This window comes from Halorubrum sp. AJ67 (assembly GCF_000513435.1).
The window spans coordinates 15393-17547 of record NZ_CBVY010000010.1 but is presented as its reverse complement, the minus strand read 5'-3'; the positions used below and the strand labels follow the sequence as shown (position 1 = coordinate 17547).

Here is a 2155-nt window from a genome sequence, read left to right as displayed (position 1 = left end):
GGCTGGCGGCCCTCGTCGGTGTGGACCAACGCAGCGCCGTCCGGCTTCAACACGAGCAGGCGGTCGCCGGCCCCCAGATCCGAGGCGGCGCGGCCCTCGTACGAGACCGTACAGCGACCGAACACGCTGATCAGGTCGCCCCGCTCGAAGGCGTCCTCAAGTTCCCAGAGGGACTCGCGGTGGCTCGGGTCGTGGACGCTCGTGACTGTCACTGGACCCCGTAGGCGGTCGCGGCTGAAAAAGGGCGCGCGCCGGGTCCGCTTCGCTTCAGTCGCTCCGCCGCGACACCGCGATGCCGGCGACGAAGAGCACCGCCCCGAGCGCGAAGGCGGCGATGCGAAGCGTCGTGTCCGAAACGAGGATTCCGGCCAGCACCGAGACACCAAATCCGGCGTGTAACACCGCAGTCAGGTTCATGAACCCGATACGGCCGCGTCGCACAAAAGGTGGTCGAACGGGACCGAACCGATCAAACCGAGGCGTCCGATCGGTCGACTCCGGTCCCCGTCTGGTGGCGTTACGTCCCGTGCTCCCAGCTGCCCATGTACTCGCGCTGCTCGTCGGTGAGGTCGTCGTACTCGACGCCCTCGGCGGCGAGTTTGATGTCCGCGACCTCGCGGTCGAGCCCGTCGGGTACGTCGTGGACGCCGGCGTCGTAGCTCTCGCCGTTGGCGGCCAGTTCGCGGACGACGACCGCCTGAACGCCGAAGCTCTGGTCCATCACTTCGACCGGGTGGCCCAGCGCGATGGGCGCGGCGAGGTTGACGAGCCGGCCCTCCGCGATGACGTTCAGGACGCGGCCATCTTCCATCTCGAACCCCTCGACGCCGTCGCGGACCTCGTAGCGGTCGACCGCGAGGTCGTCGAGGTGATCGAGGTTCACTTCCACGTCGAAGTGGCCGGCGTTCGCGAGCAGGACGCCGTCGTTCATCTCCTCGAAGTGCTCGCGGGTGATCACGTCGCGGTTGCCGGTCGTCGTGATGAACACGTCGCCCTTCTTCGCCGCCTCGACCATCGGCAGCACCTCGTATCCCTCCATGTGGGCTTCGAGCGCCTTGCGGGGGTCGACCTCGCAGACGATGACGTTCGCGTTCTGGCCGGAGGCCTTCTTCGCGACGCCTTTCCCGCACTGGCCGAACCCGCCGACGACGACGTTCTTCCCGGCCCACGAGAGGTTCGTCGTCATCGCGATGGTCGCGAGCGACGACTCGCCCGTGCCGTGGACGTTGTCGAACAGCTGTTTCATCGGCGTGTCGTTCACGGCGAAGACCGGGTAGTGTAACTCGCCGTCGGCGTCCATCGCGCGCAGGCGGTCGACCCCCGTCGTCGTCTCCTCGGCTCCGCCGACGATGGAGTCGATCAGGTCCGGGTACTCCTCGTGGACGAGCTTCACCATGTCCATCCCGTCGTCGACGGTGATGGTCGGCTCGTGGGCGATACAGGCGTGCATCGCGTCGTAGTACTCCTCGTCGTCGACGCCGCGGACCGCGTAGGAGGTGATCGACTCGTGGGTGTCGAGCGCGGCCGACACGTCGTCGTGCGTCGAGAGGGGGTTACAGCCGGTGATCGCGACCTCGGCTCCGCCCTCGGCGAGCAGTTCGACGAGGTTCGCGGTCTTCGCCTCGACGTGCATCGCCATCGCGATCGTCTCGCCCGCGAGCGGCTGCTCGTCGGCGAACTCCTCGCGGAGCGCGTTCAGTATCGGCATGTGCTGGAGCGCCCAGTCCATCTTCCGGCGTCCCTCCTCTCGGGCGGTTTCGACGTCAGAGAGGTGCTTTGACACCGGCGGATACGCGGTTTCGCTCATACCTCTTGGTTCGCTCACGGCGCACTAAACCCTGCCGACACCGGTCTACGCGTGAAAAAGGAGTGCCGTCAGTTCGTCGGCGTCCGCGCGACCGCGCGGACGGCCGAGTCGGGTCGTCAGTTACCGCCCGGGCCGCCGGCGTGGTCCGGCGGGCCGCTCTCGCCGTCCTCGTCGTCTTCGTCGTCCGCGTCGTCGTCATCGTCGTCGTCTCCTTCCGCGTCGTCCTCTTCCGCGTCCTCTTCTTCCGTGTCGTCCGCTTCGGTCTCGTCGTCCTCGGCGTCGTCACCGTTCGGGCCGGCGTGGTCCGGCGGGCCGCGCTCGCCGTCGTCGCTGCCGTTGCCGACGCCC

The 2155-nt window shown here is 68.0% G+C and carries 2 protein-coding genes and 2 pseudogenes; all 4 read right to left on the bottom strand.

Annotation, left to right across the window (positions count from 1 at the left end):
• A pseudogene (locus tag BN903_RS09565) lies at positions 1 to 212 on the bottom strand (endonuclease NucS domain-containing protein); the annotation flags it as partial.
• Between the two features lie 55 nt (positions 213 to 267).
• Positions 268 to 417 (bottom strand): hypothetical protein, encoded by a 150-nt coding sequence (locus tag BN903_RS17455; RefSeq protein ID WP_195155772.1) that lies wholly within the window; start codon positions 415 to 417, stop codon positions 268 to 270.
• Positions 418 to 517: 100 nt separating this feature from the next.
• A complete protein-coding gene (locus tag BN903_RS09560; RefSeq protein WP_048077524.1) occupies positions 518 to 1807 on the bottom strand; it encodes an adenosylhomocysteinase in 1290 nt (429 codons plus the stop codon).
• A 116-nt stretch (positions 1808 to 1923) separates the two neighbouring features.
• Positions 1924 to 2155, bottom strand: a pseudogene (locus tag BN903_RS17450) (DNA primase); the annotation flags it as partial.

Bases quoted from the DNA above. Each gene is read 5' to 3' on its own strand.
- BN903_RS17455 (WP_195155772.1), bottom strand. From the start codon at position 417: ATGAACCTGACTGCGGTGTTACACGCCGGATTTGGTGTCTCGGTGCTG.
- BN903_RS09560 (WP_048077524.1), bottom strand. From the start codon at position 1,807: ATGAGCGAAACCGCGTATCCGCCGGTGTCAAAGCACCTCTCTGACGTC.